General features: G+C 65.7%; 1 protein-coding gene and 1 pseudogene. Both read right to left on the minus strand.

What is annotated here, in order from left to right:
• Positions 1–425 (minus strand): annotated as a pseudogene (locus ACZYY4_RS23015) (DDE-type integrase/transposase/recombinase); the annotation flags it as partial.
• Between the two features lie 92 nt (positions 426–517).
• On the minus strand, positions 518–1,011 hold a 494-nt coding region (locus ACZYY4_RS23020), incomplete at its 5' end, for a hypothetical protein (RefSeq protein ID WP_463812332.1).

The following is a 1,011-nucleotide window of genomic DNA, read 5'->3' on the forward strand; positions in this document are numbered from 1 at the left end:
ACAGCGAGATCATCGACCTCGCGGTCCTCAACGCGCCATCCGACGAGTTTGCGGGAGTAAATGTCGATGATCGAGTACGCCTTGAATGACACACCCCGCCATGGCGTGCGCAAATCGGTGATATCCCAGCTCCACACCTGCCCGGGCCCGGTGGCTTGCAGCACCGGGGCCTGCCGCGCCGTGTTGGCGCTACGGGCCCGAGTGGGTGCGACCGGGCGGGCGGACTGGTCCTCGATATCGCCGGCGACACGCCACCACGTGCGGCGCGAGCCGAGCATGATCCCGCTGTCCCAGGCGCAGGCGAAGGCGTGATCGACCGAGACACCATTCTTCCAACCCGCGTGAATCAGCTCCTCGATCGCCGCACGGTCAGCACCGGGAATCCGCGAGGGATAGGCGCGGGCCTTCTGCGGAATTGGGTCCACGACACGCTCCCGCAGATGGTGGCGGTAATGCCACGTCGAGCGGGCCACACCCGCCAGGGATAGCGCCGTGCGCTGTGACCTGGTCGCGGCGGTCAGCCCGGTGACGAGCTGGTTCTCGGCGTCGAGGAATCGGATGGATCGGTCGTCGTCGGGGCATCGTCGGGCTCGTGCTCGCTCATCGCGTGCAAGAGCCCGATAGCTTTTCCCAACGCATCGTTGGTCTCCTCCAGCTCATGGATCCGGGCGTTGAGCCGTTCGACCTCGACATCATGGGCGGCCTGCTCGGCGGCACGCATCCGTGCAACCGCGGTCCGCTTACCTGGGGGCACCGTCACAGGACCACCTTCCCGCGGGATCAGCCCCCTGTCGAGATCACCCTCAAACAGCGAGTCTCGCCACCGCCACATCTGCCGGGACGAAATTCCCTGCTCCACCAGCCACCCAGCCTTCCGGCCATGCGCCAGCCCCTGATACTCGAACACCAACTCACAGATCTCCGCCGCCGTGAACCCTGCACTGATCGACAACGACCACTCCCTCCACTGAATGCGAGCCGACTGACTCACAACCAGACTGGCAAAGAGGG

This window comes from Mycobacterium sp. IDUB_21, from assembly GCF_055419425.1.